The organism is Paraburkholderia phytofirmans PsJN (genome assembly GCF_000020125.1).
Classification (GTDB): Bacteria; Pseudomonadota; Gammaproteobacteria; order Burkholderiales; family Burkholderiaceae; genus Paraburkholderia; species Paraburkholderia phytofirmans.
In genome coordinates, this window is record NC_010676.1 from 2,535,787 (window position 1) to 2,554,219 (window position 18,433).

14 protein-coding genes are annotated in these 18,433 nt (G+C 61.1%); 5 read left to right on the forward strand and 9 right to left on the reverse strand.

Features of this window, described 5'->3' with window-relative positions:
* Positions 1 to 65 precede the first annotated feature (65 nt).
* Positions 66 to 2,807 carry an MGH1-like glycoside hydrolase domain-containing protein gene (locus BPHYT_RS31115; protein WP_012428113.1) on the reverse strand — a complete coding sequence of 914 codons (2,742 nt, stop codon included), beginning with the start codon at positions 2,805 to 2,807 and terminating at the stop codon, positions 66 to 68.
* Between the two features lie 120 nt (positions 2,808 to 2,927).
* Here BPHYT_RS31115 and BPHYT_RS31120 point away from each other — a divergent pair, with 120 nt between their 5' ends.
* Positions 2,928 to 3,881, forward strand: coding sequence for a pseudouridine-5'-phosphate glycosidase (locus tag BPHYT_RS31120; protein ID WP_012428114.1), 954 nt, complete (start codon positions 2,928 to 2,930; stop codon positions 3,879 to 3,881).
* Positions 3,882 to 3,952: 71 nt separating this feature from the next.
* Positions 3,953 to 4,402: a DUF2501 domain-containing protein gene (locus tag BPHYT_RS31125; RefSeq protein ID WP_012428115.1), complete on the forward strand. Its 450-nt coding sequence runs from the start codon at positions 3,953 to 3,955 to the stop codon at positions 4,400 to 4,402.
* Between the two features lie 100 nt (positions 4,403 to 4,502).
* On the opposite strand, the gene BPHYT_RS31130 is transcribed toward BPHYT_RS31125, so the two are convergent.
* The 4 genes from BPHYT_RS31130 to BPHYT_RS31145 all read right to left on the reverse strand — a co-directional run bounded on the left by BPHYT_RS31130 (position 4,503) and on the right by BPHYT_RS31145 (position 9,153).
* Positions 4,503 to 4,706: a hypothetical protein gene (locus tag BPHYT_RS31130; RefSeq protein WP_012428116.1), complete on the reverse strand. Its 204-nt coding sequence runs from the start codon at positions 4,704 to 4,706 to the stop codon at positions 4,503 to 4,505.
* Between the two features lie 287 nt (positions 4,707 to 4,993).
* A complete protein-coding gene (locus BPHYT_RS31135) occupies positions 4,994 to 6,283 on the reverse strand; it encodes an MFS transporter (RefSeq protein ID WP_012428117.1) in 1,290 nt (429 codons plus the stop codon).
* 46 nt (positions 6,284 to 6,329) lie between these two features.
* A complete protein-coding gene (locus BPHYT_RS31140) occupies positions 6,330 to 7,658 on the reverse strand; it encodes an MFS transporter (protein WP_012428118.1) in 1,329 nt (442 codons plus the stop codon).
* A 220-nt stretch (positions 7,659 to 7,878) separates the two neighbouring features.
* Positions 7,879 to 9,153, reverse strand: coding sequence for a glucarate dehydratase family protein (locus tag BPHYT_RS31145; RefSeq protein WP_012428119.1), 1,275 nt, complete (start codon positions 9,151 to 9,153; stop codon positions 7,879 to 7,881).
* A 208-nt stretch (positions 9,154 to 9,361) separates the two neighbouring features.
* Between BPHYT_RS31145 and BPHYT_RS31150 the strand changes: the two genes are divergently transcribed.
* Positions 9,362 to 10,066, forward strand: coding sequence for a GntR family transcriptional regulator (locus tag BPHYT_RS31150; RefSeq protein WP_012428120.1), 705 nt, complete (start codon positions 9,362 to 9,364; stop codon positions 10,064 to 10,066).
* 279 nt (positions 10,067 to 10,345) lie between these two features.
* Here BPHYT_RS31150 and BPHYT_RS31155 read toward each other — a convergent pair whose 3' ends face one another.
* Positions 10,346 to 11,308, reverse strand: coding sequence for a GlxA family transcriptional regulator (locus tag BPHYT_RS31155; protein WP_012428121.1), 963 nt, complete (start codon positions 11,306 to 11,308; stop codon positions 10,346 to 10,348).
* A 148-nt stretch (positions 11,309 to 11,456) separates the two neighbouring features.
* On the opposite strand from BPHYT_RS31155, the gene BPHYT_RS31160 reads away from it, so the two are divergent.
* Positions 11,457 to 12,176: a GNAT family N-acetyltransferase gene (locus tag BPHYT_RS31160; RefSeq protein ID WP_012428122.1), complete on the forward strand. Its 720-nt coding sequence runs from the start codon at positions 11,457 to 11,459 to the stop codon at positions 12,174 to 12,176.
* 154 nt (positions 12,177 to 12,330) lie between these two features.
* Here the strand turns inward: BPHYT_RS31160 and BPHYT_RS31165 are convergent, their stop codons facing one another.
* A complete protein-coding gene (locus tag BPHYT_RS31165; RefSeq protein WP_238535692.1) occupies positions 12,331 to 13,563 on the reverse strand; it encodes a hypothetical protein in 1,233 nt (410 codons plus the stop codon).
* Positions 13,564 to 14,761: 1,198 nt separating this feature from the next.
* Here BPHYT_RS31165 and BPHYT_RS31170 point away from each other — a divergent pair.
* On the forward strand, positions 14,762 to 16,579 hold the full coding sequence (locus tag BPHYT_RS31170; protein WP_012428124.1) for a serine aminopeptidase domain-containing protein: 1,818 nt from the start codon (positions 14,762 to 14,764) through the stop codon (positions 16,577 to 16,579).
* Positions 16,580 to 16,724: 145 nt separating this feature from the next.
* Here the strand turns inward: BPHYT_RS31170 and BPHYT_RS31175 are convergent, their stop codons facing one another.
* Together BPHYT_RS31175 and BPHYT_RS31180 are read right to left on the reverse strand one after the other, a co-directional pair.
* Positions 16,725 to 17,999, reverse strand: a complete 1,275-nt coding sequence (locus tag BPHYT_RS31175) for an RNA polymerase sigma factor (RefSeq protein WP_012428125.1) — start codon at positions 17,997 to 17,999, stop codon at positions 16,725 to 16,727.
* Positions 18,000 to 18,005: 6 nt separating this feature from the next.
* Positions 18,006 to 18,377 carry a YciI family protein gene (locus tag BPHYT_RS31180; RefSeq protein WP_012428126.1) on the reverse strand — a complete coding sequence of 124 codons (372 nt, stop codon included), beginning with the start codon at positions 18,375 to 18,377 and terminating at the stop codon, positions 18,006 to 18,008.
* Positions 18,378 to 18,433 lie beyond the last annotated feature (56 nt).

Here is an 18,433-nt window from a genome sequence, read left to right on the forward strand (position 1 = left end):
AAACCCCTCACGTTTCAAGTCCTCGTGGGTTTTTCGACAAGTCGCGATCAATCTGATGGCGAGGGTTACCGCACTGCCGCCGCAGCAGCATCCTCCCCCACTGCCGAATCCGCCGACGCAACATCGGCCGCAACATGCGACAGCTTCATCATGCGCGGCTGAAGCAGCAGCGCGACGAGCCCGCTCCACCCGGTCTGGTGCGAAGCCCCGACGCCGCGTCCGTTGTCACCGTGAAAGTACTCATGAAACAAGATGAGATCCTGCGAACGCGGGTCGGCTTGCAGCATCGGATAAGCCGCCATCACGGGCCGCACACCTTGTGCATTCTTGAGAAAGAGCGTGGTGACGCGCCGCGCAAGGTCGTCGGCAATCTCGCTCAGCGAGAAAAGGTTTCCCGATCCTGTCGGATAGTCGACGCGAAACTCATCGCCGTAGTAGCGATAGAACTCATACAACGATTCGATCAGCAGGTAGTTGACGGGTATCCAGACCGGCCCGCGCCAGTTCGAATTGCCGCCGAAAACACGCGAGTCCGATTCAGCCGGCTGGTATTGAATGCAGACTTTCACGCCGTCATGGTCGAACACATAAGGTGCATCGCGATGCACGAGCGACAGCGCCCGCACGCCATGCTCGGAGAGAAACTCGTTTTCATCGAGCGCGCGGCGCAGCAGTGTTTTCATCCGGTGTCCGCGCAACAGCGACAGCAGCGTGGTATTGCCCTTGCCCGGCTCGGTCCAGCGCGACACCAGCTTGGCCAGATTCGGCCGATGATCGAGGAACCAGGCCAGCCGTTCGCGCAATCCCGGCAAATGGCCATACACGCGATCTTCGAGCACGTGAACAGCGAACAGCGGGATCAGCCCGACGATCGAACGAATGCGCATCGGCACACGGGCGCCGTTCGGAAGGTGGAGTACGTCGTAGAAGAATTCGTCTTGTCCGTCCCATAGCCCCGTTTTGCACCCTTCGTCGCAACTGACCGCTTCCGCGATATACAGAAAGTGCTCGAAGAACTTCACTGCAATTTCGACATACGCGCTGTTCGTCATGGCCAGTTCCAGGCCGATCTGCATCAGATCTAGCGCGTACGAGGCCATCCATGCCGTGCCATCGGCCTGATCGATGCGGCCGCCGGTAGGCAGTGGCGAAGACCGGTCGAAGATGCCCACGTTGTCGAGCCCAAGAAAGCCGCCCTGAAAGATGTTGCGATCATCCGCGTCCTTGCGGTTGACCCACCACGAGAAATTGAGCAGGAGTTTGTGAAACATGACTTCAAGAAACTCGTGATCGCCAACGCCCGTCACCTCGCGGTCGAGTTCGTACACACGCCATGTGGCCCACGCATGAACCGGCGGATTGGCATCGCCGAATGCCCACTCGTAAGCGGGCAATTGGCCGTTCGGATGCATATAGCGCTCCTTCACGAGCAGAAGCAATTGCTTCTTCGCGAAGTCGGGATCGATCATAGCGAACGCGACTGCATGAAATGCGAGATCCCACGACGCGTACCATGGGTACTCCCACTTATCCGGCATCGACACGATGTCGCCATTGCACATGTGCCGCCAGTCCGCATTGCGGCCGTGCCTGCGTGCTCTCGGCGGCGGCGGCTGGCCGGGGTCGCCGTCGTGCCAGCGCGTCACGTCGAACTGGTAGTACTGCTTCGACCACAACATGCCGGCGAGTGCCTGACGCTGCACGAGCCGCGCATCGGCGTCTGCAATGTCGTGCTGAAGCGCCGCATAGAATTCGTCGGCTTCCGCTTGCCGGCGCGTGAAGAGCGCTTGCATGTCGAGAGGCGCGGCATCCGCAGCCGCTTCGGGACGCCAGCGCAGATACACGACCGAGCGCTCATGAGGCGCGAATTGCAGGCTCACATGCGCGGCGGCACGAGTGCCCTTGTCGCGCCGGACGGCCTGCTCGTCGCCGTCGACGAGGTAGTCATTGAAGCCGTCCTTGAACGGCCCCGCTCCATCGATACCGAAAATACGGCGTACATTCGTTTCGTTTTCGCAGAAGAGCCACTCGATCGGCTGTTGCGCTGACGCCGTGACGATCATCGTGGCGTGCGCGGGATGGCGCGCGATAACGCGCGTCCCATTCTCTGTATTCGACTCCAGCGTAAGCGCCGGCTTGCCGGGCTTGCCCGACCAGGCCCATCTGTTGCGCGCCCAGAATTGCGGTAACAGATGAAGCGCCGCGCGCTGATCCGCTCGGTTTTCGACGGTCACGCGCATCACGATATCGTCGGGAGTGTGCTTCGCGTACTCGACGCAAACGTCGAAGTAGCGGTTATCGTCGAACACGCCCGTATCGAGAATTTCATATTCGGGCTGTTCCGCGCCGCGCCGCAGATTTTCGTCAATGAGGTCCTGGTACGGGTACGCGTCTTGAGGATACTTGTACAGCATCTTCATGTAGGAATGCGTCGGCGTGCCGTCGAGATAGAAGTAAAGCTCCTTCACGTCCTCGCCGTGATTGCCTTGCTCGTTCGCTAAGCCGAAGAGCCGTTCCTTGATGATCGGATCGTGCCCGTTCCAGAGCGCGAGCGATACGCACCAGTCGAGCGGGTCGTTGCCGAATCCGGCAATGCCGTCCTCGCCCCAGCGGTACATGCGGCTGCGCGCATGATCGTGCGGAAAGTAGTCCCATGCGGTGCCGTATTCGCTATAGTCTTCGCGAACAGTGCCCCATTGCCGCTCGCTCAGATAAGGCCCCCAACGGCGCCAGCGGTCGAGCTCCGGGCCATGGAGCCGGGCACCTTCCGTCGACTGGAGCAGATTGATTGCGCGTAGCGGTGGCATGGAACCTCCCGACCCGACATTGACCATCCTAATGATAAGCGCCATCGCATCGCAACGAGTGAACCCTGGAGCCGCCCCCTGTTGCATACTTGAACGCAATAAACCGCCGGGAACATCGCGATGATTACGGATCCTGCTCGCTCGTGGTTGAGTTTCAGCGCACCTGTGGCCGCTGCGCAAGCCGCCGGCCGCCCGCTCGTGGCGCTGGAATCGACCATCATCGCTCACGGCATGCCCTATCCGGAGAACGTTCGCACTGCGCGCGAAGTGGAGGCCGTAATCCGCAGCCTGGGCGCCGAACCGGCGACTATCGCATTGATCGACGGGCGAATCCGCATCGGTCTTTCAAACGACGAACTGGAACTGCTTGGGCGCTCGGACCAGGTACACAAGGTCAGCCGCCGCGACCTGCCAGCCGTGCTGGCCGCCGGCGGGCTTGGCGCCACGACAGTGGCTGGCACGATGATATGCGCTGCCCTGGCCGGCATCGAGGTATTCGTGACCGGAGGCATTGGCGGGGTGCACCGGGGTGCGCCGGAAACCTTCGACATTTCGGCCGACCTGCAGGAACTGGCGAAGACATCAGTGGCGGTGGTCTGCGCGGGGGCGAAGTCCATTCTGGACATTGGACTCACGTTGGAATATCTGGAAACGCACGGCGTGCCGGTGCTCAGTTGCGAGCAGGACAATTTCGCCGCGTTTTACACGCGCGACAGCGGTTTTCGCGCGGACTTCAGGCTGGACGATGCGGCGCAGCAGGCACGCTTCATCCGGACCAAGTGGGACTTGGGGCTCGTCGGCGGCGTGGTATTGAGCACGCCGGTGCCGGAAGCGGCAGCGATGAAGTCCGAGGAGATCGACGCGCTGACCCAGCAGGCGCTCGCCGAGGCCGCGGCGAAAGGTATCGCCGGTAAGGCCGTGACGCCCTTCCTGCTGGCTCGTATCAAGGCATTGACGAGTGGACGCAGCCTGGCGACAAACATTGCGCTCATCAAACACAATGCCGAGGTCGGGGCGAGATTGGCGCTGGCGTTGGCACATGCCGGGCGCGGGGCCTGTTCAAATGGCCGATGACCTCGTCCTTTGTTTGAGCCCGTGAGGCACTATAGTGAAGACAACCTTCACTCCACGGCAAGAGGGCTTCCATGATCGCATGCAACCGTCGCACCTGGGCCAACGGGCTTCTGGTCGCTACATTGCTCTATTTCCCAACGGCCCACGCCCAACTCGGCAATCTTCTCAATCAGGGCGGAAACGGCGCGGCCGCAGGTGGACTTGGCAGCCTGGGCGGTTTAGGCAGTGGGTTGTCGTTGCAGTCGCTAACGTCCGGCAGCACGGGCAATGTCGCGGGCGTGCTTGAATTTTGTATCAAGAACAACTATCTCGGCGGCGGCGCGTCGTCGGTCAAAGATGGGCTCATGAGCAAGCTGCCGGGCGGTTCATCGTCGAGCGACAGCGGGTACACCGACGGCGCCAAAGGCATCCTGAACAGCGGCGACGGTAAGCAGGTCGACTTGAGTGGCGGCGGCCTGAAGGAGCAGATCACGAAACAGGTCTGCGACAAGATTCTGGCCCAAGGGAAATCTTTGCTTTGAGCGAGTGACGACGGTCGCCACGTAAAGCGGGTGGCAGACTTCGTTCGCGTAGCGAGCGGCCACACGACATCGAATTCGTGTGCGACATCGCTCGCTAAGTTCAGGCCGGCAGCTTGCCTTTCCTGCGTAACACGCCGACTACCTCTTCGATACTCGCGTTCTTCAGCAGGCGGCCACCGGCCGCCGTCCGTTCGGCGTTGATGGCATCGATGCTCCGCTGCATCGCGGAAGCCTTGGCCGTGATATAGACGGCCATGCCATAACCAAAGCGCTCAATCAGATCGTTACGCAGGAAGGTTTTCATAGTTCAGCACGACAGCGAAACCAGCAGTTTATACGCAATTGAGAATCATTCGCAATTATATAGGACTATGAGGATGACAAACGTGCCGGGCCGCCGAAGGGCAATACGTGCTGGCGCAAGCGTGGGACTTCTACAACTCGGAATCGAGCAGATGTCTCCCGATACTGCATCGCGCGAGCTCGCCAAAGAGCGCATGGGCTACCGGCATGGTTCGTGGAGAGCGCCGGCCAATCTCATGACCGCCGGCATCTGTTCCATCGGGACGACCTTCGACCGGAACAGGCTAGTTAGTGCTCGAGTTTCACCGGCGTCATGCGCGGCATGAGCAAATGGATGATGCCGAGCGCGACCAGATAAGCCGATGCGCCGACAGCGAAGAGCACCCAATACTGACCGGTGCGCTGCAACGTCTCGCCGATAACGCCCGAGTAAAAGAACGAGCCGATCATCCCTGCGACGCCGCCGATACCGACCACCGTGCCGACCATCCGGCGCGGAAACACGTCGCCGACCGTCGTGACGAGATTGGCCGACCATCCCTGATGAGCCGCCGCGGCGAGCCCGACAGCGAATACTGCGTACCAGAGGCTCTGAAAGAGCGAAAGTGTGGCAATCGGAAGGACGCACAGCGCGCAGACGCCCATCGCGATCTTGCGTGCGACATTAGGTTTGTGGGACCGCTGCATCAGCCGGGACGACAACCATCCTCCAGCCACACTGCCGACGGATGCCATCGTGTAAATGACGATCAACGGCAGCCCAAGATTGGCGATGTCGATGTGCCTCGACTCATTGAGCCATTTAGGCAGCCAGAACAAATAGAACCACCACACCGGATCGGTCAGCAGTTTGCCGAAGATGAACGCCCACGTTTCGCGGTACTTCAGCACCGAAAGCCAGCTCACGCGTTGCTCGACGCTCTCGTCCCGATCCGAGTTGATGTAGTCGAGCTCGCGCTTCGATACCGAGGCATGCTCCGCCGGAGGACGGTAGACGAGCAGCCACACCGCCAGCCACACGAAACCGGCCGCCCCTCCCGCAATGAATGTCGCGCGCCAGCCCCACATGACAGCGGCGATCGGTACGAATGCGGGCGCAACGATTCCGCCTACGGTTGCGCCCATGTTCCATAGGCCCGTGGCCAGCGCACGCTCCTTCTTCGGAAACCATAGCGCCGTGGTGCGAATGGCGACGGGGAAATTGGCCGCCTCGCCGAACCCGAGCAAACCGCGCACCGCTGCGAAGCCGGGGACGGTCGCCGCTATTGCGTGCAGCATCGCGGCGAGGCTCCACATCGCCATAGCGCCACCGTAGACCACTTTGGTGCTGATCCGATCCGCGATACGGCCGAACGTCGCGAGACCCACCGCATAGGCGACCGTGAACACCATCACGGTCTGCGCGTACTGAACCTGAGTCCAGCCGATGTCTTTTTGCAGCAGCGGCGCGAGCAGCCCAAGCATCTGACGATCCATGTAGTTGATCGTCGTTGCAAAAAAGATGAGTGCGCAGATGGTCCACCTATATCGTCCGACGGCCGTTTGGTCGGCGACGGAACCGGCTTCTAATATTTTCATCGTGTCTCCGGGAGTTTCTAATCAGGCAAACTGGTTCACGTATCGCCTACAGCGCGAGGGCGGACCGCCCCTCGCGAGGCTTCATCCGGGAAAAGAAGACGACCCCGGCGGCCACCACAGACATCACGGCCAGCCCGGTGAGACCGCCTTCGATCGAGCCGGTTTTCTGCTCCAGCAAGCCGAAGGCCGCCGGCGCAACGAAGCCGCCGAGATTACCGATCGAATTGATCAGCGCCAGCACCGCCGCTGAAATGCGCGCGTCCAGGTAGCCCTGCGGAATCGGCCAGAACAACGCCGACGCGGCTTTAAAACCAATCGCCGCAAAGCAGATCGCGACGAACGAGAACAATGGACTGCCCTGGCCAGCTGCATACATGCCGAGCGCGGCGATCAACAGCACGCACGCGACCCATGCCTGCTGAAACTTGAAGCGTGCCGCGAGCATCGCGAAGAGATACATCGCCACGATCGAGATCAGCCACGGGATCGAATTGAAGAGCCCGACCTGAAAATCGTTGAAATGGCCCATCTTGCGGATGATGCTGGGCAGCCAGAACGTTGCACCGTAAATCGTCAGCGATACCGAAAAATAGATCACACAGAAGATCAGAATCTGCGGGTCGCGCAGCAGAGTCCAGACGGACGGCATGACCGCATGCGCCGCGTCGCGTTCGCGCTGCTCCTCCTCTATCTCGGCGACAATCGCATTCTGCTCGGCGCTGCTCAGCCATCTGGCGTCGCGCGGTTTCGAATCGAGCCAGAACCAGATGAAGCCGGCCAGCACGACCGAGGCCATGCCTTCGATCACGAACATCCACTGCCAGCCGTGCAGACCTCCGCCGCTGATCAGCATCAGTGCGCCGGAGATCGGCCCGGACAGTATCGAGGCGAGCGCCGAGCCGCTGAGAAAGATCGCCATCGCCTTGCCTCGCTCACCGCGTGGCAGCCATTGGGTGAAATAGAAGATGACGCCCGGAAAGAAGCCGGCCTCGGCGGCGCCGAGCAGCAAGCGCATTGCATAGAACGACGTCTCGCCGCGAACGAACGCCATGCCGACCGCGGCCAGACCCCACGTGAACATGATGCGCGTGAGCCAGGCCTTCGCGCCGAAGCGCTGCAACAGCATGTTCGACGGCACTTCGAAGATCGCATAGCTGACGAAGAAAAGCCCCGCGCCAAGTCCATAGGCGGCGGCACCAATGCCGAGATCTGCGCTCAGATGCTGGCGGACGAAGCCGATGTTCACCCGGTCGATGTAGTTGACGACGAACATCACAACGAAGAGCGGCAGCACATGCCACTTAATCTTGCGCACGGCGCTTGCGAGTGCATCCGTTCGGTCCGGGCCGGCCGTGGCCGGAATGGATCTGCTCATCGGCTTGTCTCCTTTGTCGACAGCAGTTAGCGCTTTAGCGCTTACTGCTGTCCCATGCACAGCGGTCGATCAGAGTTAGCGCTTTAGCGCTTACTCTGGTCCCATGCAAAGCGGTCGACCGCAGTTAGCGCTTTAGCGCTTACTGCGGCCCCATGCAAAGCGTTCCCATACAACATAGTTGCCGAGTGGCAATGCCCATCGCGCGGGACTCCCGCTTGAATCAGAAGCGCGGGTTCTTACCACTGAAACTCGGGTCGTACTTCTGCATCTGCTTCAAGTCGTCGCGATTGCGCACGCCGCACGTTAGATACTGAGCATGCAATTCAGCCAGCCGCTCACGGTCGAGTTCGACGCCGAGGCCCGGTGCGCTGGGCACGCGCACCGCACCATTGTCGAAGCTCACGCGGCCACCCTTGATGACTTCTTCTTCCTGCCACGGGTAATGCGTGTCGCACGCATACGTCAGATTAGGAATGCTCGCCGCGACGTGGGTCATCGCCATCAAGCTAATGCCGAGGTGCGAGTTCGAGTGCATCGACATGCCGAGATCCCACAACTTGCACATGCGCGCGAGCGTCTGGGTCGCGCGCAGACCACCCCAGTAGTGATGATCCGACAGCAACACCTTGACCGAACCCATCTCGGCGCCGCGGCGGAAGTCTTCCATGGTCGTGATCACCATGTTGGTCGCGAGCGGCAGGCGAGTGTGTTTTGCCAGTTCGGCCATGCCTGCGAGCCCCGGACACGGGTCTTCGTAATACTCGAGCAACTCGTCGAGTTCGGGGGCGGCTGCGATGCTCGTTTCTAGCGTCCAGTTGGCGTTCGGATCGAGGCGCAGCGGCACGCCGGGGAAAGCCCGATGCAGCGCACGCATGCATGCGATCTCGTGCGCCGGCTCGAACACGCCACCCTTGAGCTTGATGCTCTGGAAGCCGTACAAGTCGATCATGCGACGCGCCTGCGCGACGATCTGGTCCGCGCTAAGGCCTTCGCCCCAGGCATCGGGCGCATAGGGCTTGTCGATGTGCTCCGCGTACTTGAAGAAGAGGTAGGCGCTGTAGGGCACTGCGTCGCGAACCTTACCGCCGAGCAGATCGACGATCGGCGCACCGACGATTTGCCCCTGCAGGTCGAGCATCGCGACTTCGAGCGTGCTGATGACTTTCGGCGCGTTCTTGGCCGAATGCGAGCCGGGGGCGAGTTCGAATTCGATCGCACCCGAGCTCGGCTTGATCGCCGCACGCACGCGTTCCTCCATCCGGTTCAGGTCGAACGGTGACAGGCCGATCACCAGCGCCTTGGCCTGCTCGAGCACGCGCAGCATCGGCTCGTCACCATATGTCTCCGAGATACCCACGCGGCCATCGCTCGTCTCCAGTTCGACGATGGCGCGCAATGCCCACGGCTCGTGGATGCCGGCAGCGTTGAGCAGAGGGCCGTCGCGGAAGGCGATCGGCGTGATTCGCACCTGGGTGACGGTGATGTCGCGAGTCATGGCGGCAGTCCGGTAAAGAGAGATTCGAAGTAGATGGAGGCATGGTAAAGCACTAATGTATTAGTGTGTCAGTGGGGAAAACCCATGGTCTGTCGCGCCGGAAAACGGCTACACGCTTGCGGGGAGCGGCTGGGCGTCGGCTATAGTATTAATATTTCAGCGGGTGAAAATCGCAGTGCCCGCCTATGCCCACGCTTCTGGTTCTGCCATGAAAATCAACGCTTCCCCGACGAGGGCGACCCGGCTCGACCGGTCCCGCCATGCCGCGCCGCAAGTATTCGAACGCCTGCGCGAAATGATCCTGTCGCTCGAACTGGCGCCCGGCACGGTGCTCTCGCGCGCAGATCTGGCGACGCAGTACGGTCTGAGTCAGACGCCCGTGCGCGACGCGTTGATGAAGCTCGGCGAGGAAGGCCTCGTCGACATTTTTCCGCAGCACGCCACGGTCGTCAGCCAGATCAACGTGACTTCTGCGTTGCAGGCGCACTTTCTGCGCCGCTCGATCGAACTGGAAATCGTGCGCACGCTTGCGGAGCAGCGCGACGCCGCGCTGATCGCTCAATTACGCGCCACGATTGCCGGACAGATGGAAGTGCGCGACCCGAAGAACATCGAGCAGTTCTCGCTGCTCGACCAGGCCTTTCATCGCCAGATGTACGAGGCGGCGGGCGTGCCGCAACTCTGGGATCTGGTGCGCCGACTGAGTGGCCACATCGACCGGCTACGCCGCCTGCATCTGCCAGTGGAAGGCAAGACGATGGCGGTGGTGCGCGATCACACCGAGATCGTCGATGCAATCGAGCGCGGCGATGCCGAGGCTGCGCAGGCAGCGCTGCGTAACCACCTCTCCGGTACGCTGAGCCAGGTCGATCAGATCCGCACGAGGCATCCGGATTTTCTTACGGATACCTGAATACCTTCGGAGGGGCGTGAGCAAGCGCCACCGCAACTCGAGCAGCCCGTTTTGGCGATGGCGAAGACCTATGTCTGCCGGGATTCTCTTATCGTCTCGTGGAGATGTCCTCGCCACACCGTAGAAAATAGTCTCGGCCGCTTCACGAAGTGGCTGCGTGAAGCGGCCCAGTCGTTTCGCGACAAGTCCGCGGTCGAGTCGCTGGAGTGGTCAGATCATGTATGTCGGCAGCCACGTCAAGGACCGGCTCGGATGGTTCGGCAAACCGTCGTCGGAAGGCTAGCGCATTTCGGCGCGAAGTTCCCGCACCCCGCGGCCGAGCCTCCGACGCAGCAAAGTCCGCAACGTCGCCGAGTCGGCGTAGCCCACCTCGCTCGCGATTCTCTCGAGGTCGTAGCCAATCGACACGAGATTCTGCGCGCGTTCGATTCGCAAGTCCTGGAAGAAGGCCAGTGGCGACTTACCGAGCACGGCCTCGGTACGCCGCTGCAAGGTGCGCGGTCCGACTGACAACGCGGCAGCGGCAGCCTGAAGCGAAAACCCCGACGAAAGATTGTCGCGAGCCCATCGCTCGAATCGCGCGACCAGCGGATCGGCGTGAGCGAGGTGATCGGGAATGATGTATTCGGACTGGGACGAACGCTTGTCGATAAGCATGAAGCGGGCAACCAGCGTCGCAAGTTCGGGGCTTGCCTGACGCAGCAACCAAAGTGCAAGGTCGAGATGGCCCATCGCGGAGCCCGCCGTCACTACGCCTTGCGAGGCGACGACCATGCGTGAATCATCCAGACTGACAGCCGGATAGCGTTGGCGGAAGAACGGTGCGAGCGACCAGGTCGTTGTCGCCTCGCGATTATCCAGAAGCCCGGCTTCGGCCAGCAGGAAAGTCCCGATACAGGCAGCCGCGACGCCGACGCCGTCGGCATGCCAGGCACGAAGATACGCCATCGTCTCACATACGTCTGGTCGGCCCAGCGCCTCGATCAGACGCTCCGGCTGTCTGACGTTCAGCGCAGGCACCACCACCCAATCCGGACGGCGAACGGTGCTTGCCGGTTCGACCGCGGTCGACAAGCCATGCGCGGTGCGAATCCGTTTGCGCACGCCGACGACTTTGACATCGAAAGGCGACGCGGCGAAGCCTTGGGCCACAGCCAGTTCATTGGCCGTCGCAAAAGTATCCAGCAGGACCGTGAGCCCCGTGTCGAACAGGCCGTCCAGCGCGAAGATAACCAGCCTCATGTCGCAAATAACCCCATTAATGTCATTTGCGACTATAGCCTCGCGCCTGTCGGGCGTCTAGACTGCACAGCAATACGGCCGAGGTAGAGCGCCGGCTGACCATTCAATCAAGCCGCTGGCACACAGCCGCGCTTGCAAAGGAGAAAGCATGAGCAGTTCGACAGAAGCTGATCTCGACCGTCCGATCTGGGCGGCCCTCACAACGAAGCAGGCGCACCTCGGATATGGCGATGCGCTTGCCGTTCGATACCATCCCGACGTGGCGCCCTTCGCCGCTTTGGCATTGGAAACGCCCGCGGCATACCAGGCGCTGCTCCAGCTTTTGCTGCCTCACGAACAGGCCGCCGTCCTTCGCTCCAGTGACCCAGTCGGTCCGATAGACGGACTTCAGATCACGCACGTGGGCGTGATTCATCAAATGATCGCCCGGCATGGCAAAGCAGAGCGCGCGGACGACCACGACGTAATCCGGCTGGGTGACGCGGACGCGAAAGACATGCTCGACCTCGCCCAGAAGACCAAGCCTGGTCCTTTCGGCAGGAGAACGGGGGAAATGGGCCACTACATTGGAGTTCGCGACCAGGGGCGTCTAATCGCGATGGCCGGCGAACGGATGCGCGTCGACGGATACGTTGAGATCAGCGCCGTCTGCGTAGATGAAGACTATCGGGGACGCGGCCTTGCCGGCCGGCTCATCAAAGTCTTGCGAAGAGAAATTGAGCAACGGGAGGACACGCCGTTTCTTCACGTGTTCAGTAACAACACCTCCGCGATCGGGTTGTATGAGCGTCTGGGCTTCGAATTGCGCCGCACGTTTCAGCTTACCCGTGTCGGACATGTTGATTCGCGTTCGGCCACAGCGCCTTAAACCCGTCTACAAAGAAGTCGAATCGGGTTTGCGTAACCACAGGGTTCGCAGCAAGGTGAAGACGTGTTGGGCCGGCACCAGGCCGGCCCAATCGACTTGTCAGGCAGCCGGGGCGCGATCCGTTGCTGTATCGCACCACCGGCGGAACGCTTCATCAGCCGATGCGCGCGTTGCTGACCGTCACCGTCGGGCCATTCTTGTCCCAGTCTTCCAGGCTCAGCCCGGTTTTCTTCCAGACCGGGTTGGCGCTGGTAATCGATCCATTCACGACGTAGCCATTCAATTGAAGGCCCTGAACGTTGAATGAGCCGCCGGGACTTCCCGTATCCGTATGGCCGGTAATGCTGATGCTGACAGTCTTGTTGACCGGACCCGGGAAGAAGCCAAAATAAACGTTAATCCCGCCGCCGGCGCAGTTATTCGTCGTCGGGCTGACGATGCGGATGTTTTGAAACACAGCGGTATTGTCATTCGGTTCGATATCGAGACCGGCACCGGGGGCCGTTCCGCCGATATTTTCCCAAAGCGGGCTATTAAACGTAATGCCGCTGCCGCTGATAATCGATACACCCTGGCGACGGCATCCGGTCGCGTGGTGCGAATTGACCGTGATGTTCGTGCTGTAGCCGTTGCTCTTGCTATCGCTGTTATTGATGTAAATGCCGTCGCCCCAGCAATTGATCGTGGTCGGAGACGTAATGGTGCAATTCGTTGCGCCATTAATCGAAATCCCCATCCCCCACTCGCCCGACTTCGCCGAATTCAATTCCTTGCTGCCGTCGAGATACGGGCTTTCGAGCGTGACGTTATTGACGTCCGCCAAGCGCAGGATTTCATACGTGTCGGTATTATGCGCGAGCAGTTTGATCGAAGCGCCGCTTGCAAAGCGCACGTGGCTATTGGTGCGCAGGTCGAGGCCGGCCACGTCGATCCGGCTCTGGCCGGTAATCAGCAAAATCTGTCCAATGGAGCCGTCGATTGCGCGCTGAAGTGCAACGCGGTCGTTGGTGGTCCCATCGCCCTTTACGCCGAAAGACGTGTCGAGAAGAACACCTTGGGTGCTGGTCGGCGAGCTCGCGCCAGCCGGCGAGCTTGCCGTTGCCGGGGAGCTTGCCGTTGCCGGCGCGCTCGCGCCGCTCGACGAACTGGCGCCGCTCGGGTTCGATGCGCCGCCGCCGCGTCGATAGCGGTCCGCGACCGCGTCGGGACTGGCGGCATCGCCACCGCCGCCGCATGCAGCGAGCACGAACGCGCCGCCGCCGGCCAGCAAGGACGTCAGAAATTTACGACGGACCGTGAGTTCAGTGTTAGAAACAGGGAGTCTTGCCGCAGGTGTATTCTTAATCATTAAAGTCTTTCCAACTATGCCGGCGCGATCAAAAGCCAAAGCCCAAGCGAACGACCGCAACCATACAGGCGTTAATAGGGGAATTAAGCGAGATAACGGGCGCAAAAGCCCGAACGCTTAAGTACGAGTTACCCCGCGTAATCGGCGATGCGAATACGCGCAGGCGCAAGCGAATACCCGAAGACATCTCCGCTTAAAGCAAAGACTTCAGGATTGGTAAAGCAGATCTTCCGGAAGGGGGTCACCAGACTTGCACTTCGATGGCGCATAATGCGGCCGATGAGATGCACAGTAATAGCTAGAAGGTAAATTATTACCATCTCTTAATAATCGTATCAGATTACCAAAGTCAGTCCTACGTCACACTTGTTACAATATGTACATCATATCATCATACTTTTTCAGAAATCCGGAACAAATTCCCTGAACCTCTATCTTTTCAACGACTTCCGTACCGATGGTTTTGTCTGTTGAATGGTAAATTTTTCTAAACGTATGAAGATAAAAACGTATCAGAAACGACACATTTTTATTGTCTGATTAAATATTAATTAATATATGAGTAATTGATTCGAAAGGTTTTCATTACGAAAATTTTGCGGCTCGCCTATCGCCGCGTTCCGGCTGTATGACGGATAGGCTGAATCCAGCCGCATCGGCAGTTTCCGTCGCGCGCCGGACACCGGCGCCCGTGCTATTCGCACATCGTCAGGCTCATTCGTCGATAGATTGATTTATCCGCGCCACGGCCTCAAACAACGCATTTGGCGTATTTTCTTTCGTCGGACGAGTGCCGGCGAATTGTCTCGTTCCGATTTATGGCCCTGCTTTTATCCGAAAGTCGTTTTTCCCCGAAAATACACTACTGCGGCAATCTTTAAGACTATGTGCGAATTCGCACAGTCAGCATGAAAATACCTTAAAACGCACGGCACGTACGGGTAAGTCCTTAATCGACTTTTTCAAAAAATATATGAGCAATCATTGACCGTTTGTTGAAAGGCAAACGTCGCCCGGGTTAAATTCATTTTCTGCTTCGTGCAATGTTGTTTAGCGCACCGAACGGGCCTCTAAAGAGCGATCCAATCGACCAAAACGCTCAATACAAAAAGAGGCTCACACTGATGCACTACGAGACAAGAACATTGCGCGGTGCAGTTGCAAAAAACGTTGCAACGTCCGCTTTTTGCCACCCGGCCCCAGTCGGCGACAACAACCAGACCGGTCGAGGCAAGCCATGAAACCGATCGCATTCGGTGGACGCTTTGGATGGCTTCATCCTGGAGAAGGCACACATGGCGTGGTGCTCTGCAGCCCGTTTGGCCATGAAGAGCCGTGGTGCCACAAGGGTATTCGTTATCTCGCCGAAGAACTGTCCGCGTACGGCATTCCGGCGCTGCGCTTCGACTATCTGGCAACGGGAGACTCCGCGGGCGTGGACGGCAATGCCCATCACTTCGATGCTTTCGTGTCCGACGTCGTCGCGGCCGTCAAGCGCCTCAAGGAACTGACCGGCGTGACCAGCGTGACGCTCTGCGGCTTGCGTCTCGGCGGGGCGCTCGCAGCGCTGGCATCGCGTGCATGCGCGGCCGACTCGCTCGTGCTGCTCGCGCCCGTCACGCGCGGGCGAACCTATCTGCGCGAACTGGCCGCGGTGCGCAAGGTCTGGCTCGACAATCTCGCCCCGTCCTTGCGCGCCGCGCAGCGCGACAAGCCGTTCAACGTGCTGGGACAGATCTACAGCGACCGACTTTGCAGTGAACTGGACGCGCTCGACCTCTCGAAGGCAATGGACCAGCACGCTCCGGTTCTCACGCGCGCTCTCGTGCTCGATGCACGCGCTCGCGCAAGCGCCGCGCTGTGTTCGACGCTGCGCGGACGCGGCGTCGCGGTCGAAACGGGCCTGCTGGAGGGCTACCTCGAATATATGGATGAGACGAAGTCGTCGACTGTGCCGGCTCGCGCATTCGGAGAGGCCGTGAAGTGGATCGTGGATGGCGCCCCGGGAATGCGCGTCCACAACTCGATGAACAGAGGCGCGCGGCCGAGCGTGTCCCTCGACGACGAAGCGATCATCGAGACGCCCGAAGCCCGCGAGCGCCCGGTCATCTTCGGCGCCAACGGCCTGTTCGGCATGCTGTGCGAACCGCGCGGCAGGGTCGCGTACGGGCCCGTCATGCTGATCACCAATACCGCCGGCAGCGTGCATCATGGCGACAGCCGGCTATCGGTTCGGATCGCGCGGGAAATGGCCCGGCGCGGCATCCCTTCGATGCGCATCGACGCGCGCGGCATCGGCGACAGTCCACCGCGTACGCCACAAGGGCCACTCGATCTGGTGCCGAAGATCCACGCATCCACGACTATCGAGGATGTCGCGACGGCCGCCGCCTGGCTCAAGCGCAAAGGCTATCAAACGGTCATCTCGTTCGGGATCTGCTCGGGCGCCTATAGCGCCTTACGCGCGGCGCTCGTGGAGCCGGCTCTCACCGCCGTCATCGCGGTCAACATCGTGCGTTTTTACATACCCCCGCACATGTCGATGGCGGAGCTGGAGGAGTTGCAGCGTAACTCGCTCAAGCGTGTCGGGCCCGCGATATTCAAGCCGTCCAAATGGTGGCTCGTCCTGAGCGGAAAGCGCAAGTTCCTGCCGATCGCGCAAGCCGTCGGATCAATTCTGCTCGCGCGCCTGCATTCGCATCGGCTGGACGCAACCGCCAACCGTACCGGCGCGGCCGAAGCCGATACGTTGACGCACCCGCACGGCGTGGTTCACGCGCTCGAACGCAAGGGCGTGCGGACTCTCTTCGTCTACGGCTCGAGCGACGAAGGAATGGATCAGCTCAATGCGCATTTCGGCAAGCGCGGCAAGAAGCTGTCGCGCTTTTCGCATGTCAAGGCGGTCGTCTTCGATGAGCTCGACCACGCTCTTTTCGATCCGCGAGCGTCGGCAAAAGTCATTGCGCTGAGCGAGGCGTTCATCAAGGATCTGCATCAGAAGGCGGCGGCGCCCAAGGTCGTCAATCCGCTGTTGGCCGTGCAACAGCAGCGTTGAGCGAGAAGCCGCGGCCTCGCCTTCCAGCAAAGGGGCGAGGCTCGGTCTGCCTCGACGGGTGTCGGACTGCGCGGCTCGCCATGCATGTATTGATCGCGAGCAGGAGTTTCGGCGCGATCACGCGCCTTGCAACCTCGCGCGGCAATCACGAGGTGCCAATCCAGCCTCTCGCCGACGACAACTCGATGCGCTTGCGTTGCAAAAAGCGGCGCACGGAAGGATCGCGCTCAAGTCCAATCGCGAGATCGTACGCGCCGAGCGCTTCAGCCGTTGCGCCGACGCGCGCGAGCAGGTCGGCGCGCGCGGCCCAGTACGGCTGGTAGTCGGCCAGCCGCGGATCGTCGGCATACGGCTCGAGCGCATCGAGCGCCGCCTGCGGGCCGTCCCGTTCCGCCAGCGCGAGCGCGCGGTTCACCGCGACCACCGGCGACGCCGCAATCGCGAACAGTGCATCGTAGAGCTGCACGATCTCGTCCCAGTTCGAGCGATGCGTGCGGCAACGGTGTACATGCGCCGACTGCAGCGCGGCCTCCAGTTGAAAACGTCCGATTGCATTGAATGCGCTCGCGCGCCGCAGCAATGCGTCGGCGGCGTCGAGCATCGACGCGTTCCATGTAGCAGGATCCTGGGCCGACAGCGGCACATAGTCGCCGGCTGCATCGCGTCGCGAGTCGCAACGCGCCTGCGCATACAGCATGAGCGCGAGCAAACCCAGCGTCTCCGGCTCCTCGGGCAGCAATTCGACGAGCAGGTGTGCAAGAAACAGCGCCTCGCCGGTGAGATCGCGCCTCTCAGTATCGCGGCCGAGCGGGTCGGTCCATCCTTCCGCATAGGCCGCATAGACCGCTTCCAGCACCGCGGCGAGCCGGTCCGGCAACTCTTCGCGCCCGGGCACGCTGAACGGAATGCCCGCTGCGCGGATCTTGTTCTTCGCCCGCACGAGACGTTTGCTCATCGCGGCGGGCGACATCAGGAACGCGGAAGCAATCGTCTTCGCTTCGAGCCCCAGCACGACTTGCAGCATCAGCGGCGTGCGGATCGCGGCTTCGAGCGCGGGGTGCGTGCACGCGAACAGCAGCGCGAGCCGCCGGTCGGGCAACGCGCCGGCTTCACGCTCGTCGATCTCGTCGGCGAGGATCGTGAGCTGGTTCGTCACTTCGTCGCCGACGCGGCGATGCCGCGCGCCGTCGATCGCCCGGCGGCGCGCGACCGTCATCAGCCACGCTTCGGGGTTCGCGGGGCAGCCACGCTCCGGCCAGTCGGCGAGCGCGGCCGCAAACGCGTCGGCCAGCGCGTCCTCGGCTGCGGCGACGTCGCGCGTGCGCATTGCCAGCAGCGCGACGAGCTTGCCGTAACTGCGACGAGCGACCGCCTCGGCGATCGAACGCGCGGCGCCGTCAGCGTTCACTGCCGCAGCCATACCGGCTCATGCAACCGAGGGCGCTTCGTACGGGGCAGTCCAGACGGGGCGCACTTCCATGAGGCCGTGCGCCGCGCCGGGGCAACGCGACGCCCACGCAATCGCCGCGTCCAGGTTGGGCACGTCGATCAGGTAGTAGCCGGCAAGCTGCTCCTTCGAATCGGAAAACGGTCCGTCGAGCACTTGCGGCTTGCCGTCGACGAGCCGCACCGTGGTCGCCGTGTTCGTTTGCTGCAGCCGGTTGGCGCCGACCAGCACGTCCGCTTTTTTCAACGATTCGGTGTACGCCTGATACGCGGCCACGCCTTGCTGCCGCTCGCTGGCGCTCATCTGGTTCCAGCCGTTTTCTTCCGAATAGATCATCAACAGGTATTGCATGTGAGCCTCCGTCATGGGGTTGAGGCGGGTAAATTAAATCGCGCCGCCATCACAAT

Coding starts and splice junctions, on each gene's coding strand:
- BPHYT_RS31115 (WP_012428113.1), bottom strand. CDS start 2,807: ATGCCACCGCTACGCGCAATCAATCTGCTCCAGTCGACGGAAGGTGCC.
- BPHYT_RS31120 (WP_012428114.1), top strand. CDS start 2,928: ATGATTACGGATCCTGCTCGCTCGTGGTTGAGTTTCAGCGCACCTGTG.
- BPHYT_RS31125 (WP_012428115.1), top strand. CDS start 3,953: ATGATCGCATGCAACCGTCGCACCTGGGCCAACGGGCTTCTGGTCGCT.
- BPHYT_RS31130 (WP_012428116.1), bottom strand. CDS start 4,706: ATGAAAACCTTCCTGCGTAACGATCTGATTGAGCGCTTTGGTTATGGC.
- BPHYT_RS31135 (WP_012428117.1), bottom strand. CDS start 6,283: ATGAAAATATTAGAAGCCGGTTCCGTCGCCGACCAAACGGCCGTCGGA.
- BPHYT_RS31140 (WP_012428118.1), bottom strand. CDS start 7,658: ATGAGCAGATCCATTCCGGCCACGGCCGGCCCGGACCGAACGGATGCA.
- BPHYT_RS31145 (WP_012428119.1), bottom strand. CDS start 9,153: ATGACTCGCGACATCACCGTCACCCAGGTGCGAATCACGCCGATCGCC.
- BPHYT_RS31150 (WP_012428120.1), top strand. CDS start 9,362: ATGAAAATCAACGCTTCCCCGACGAGGGCGACCCGGCTCGACCGGTCC.
- BPHYT_RS31155 (WP_012428121.1), bottom strand. CDS start 11,308: ATGAGGCTGGTTATCTTCGCGCTGGACGGCCTGTTCGACACGGGGCTC.
- BPHYT_RS31160 (WP_012428122.1), top strand. CDS start 11,457: ATGAGCAGTTCGACAGAAGCTGATCTCGACCGTCCGATCTGGGCGGCC.
- BPHYT_RS31170 (WP_012428124.1), top strand. CDS start 14,762: ATGAAACCGATCGCATTCGGTGGACGCTTTGGATGGCTTCATCCTGGA.
- BPHYT_RS31175 (WP_012428125.1), bottom strand. CDS start 17,999: ATGGCTGCGGCAGTGAACGCTGACGGCGCCGCGCGTTCGATCGCCGAG.
- BPHYT_RS31180 (WP_012428126.1), bottom strand. CDS start 18,377: ATGCAATACCTGTTGATGATCTATTCGGAAGAAAACGGCTGGAACCAG.